Source organism: Streptomyces aculeolatus (genome assembly GCF_020400605.1).
GTDB classification, from domain to species: domain Bacteria; phylum Actinomycetota; class Actinomycetes; order Streptomycetales; family Streptomycetaceae; genus Streptomyces; species Streptomyces aculeolatus.
Genome location: NZ_JAINRD010000097.1, coordinates 1 through 547, shown reverse-complemented (window position 1 = coordinate 547; position 547 = coordinate 1). Strand labels below are relative to the sequence as shown.

The window sequence follows — 547 nt, the reverse complement described above, 5'->3', positions numbered from 1 at the left end:
GTACCCGGCGTCCAGGGTCGCGGTATCGGTCACCTCTCCGGTCACCGTGGAGTGGAACGATATGCGCGAGGACACCGGAGTGATACCGGACAGGGCCTGGAGCAGTTCGTCGCGGATCTCCTCGACCTGCGGACCGTGCGAGGCGTAATCCACCCCGATACGCCGCGCCCACACCCCCTCCGCCTCACACCGCGCCAGCAACTCCTCCACCGCCGCGCTCTCACCCGACACCACCGTCGACGCCGGCCCATTGACCGCCGCCACCACAACCCGGCCCTCCCACGACCCGACCAGAGCCGCAGCCTCCACCTCACCCAACGCCACCTGCGCCATCGCACCCCCACCCGACAACGCGACCAACGCCTTCGACCGCAACGCCACCACACGCGCCGCATCCTCCAACGACAACCCACCCGCCACATGCGCAGCCGCAATCTCCCCCTGGGAGTGGCCCACCACCACATCCGGCACCACACCCACCGACTCCCACAACCGGGCCAAACCCACCATCACCGCAAACAACACCGGCTGCACCACATCCACCCCA

Annotated in this window: 1 protein-coding gene; it reads right to left on the bottom strand. The window is 68.7% G+C overall.

What is annotated here, in order from left to right; translation table 11 throughout:
* Positions 1-547: acyltransferase domain-containing protein (locus tag LG396_RS38865; protein WP_225798324.1), on the bottom strand; the 547-nt coding region annotated here is incomplete at both ends.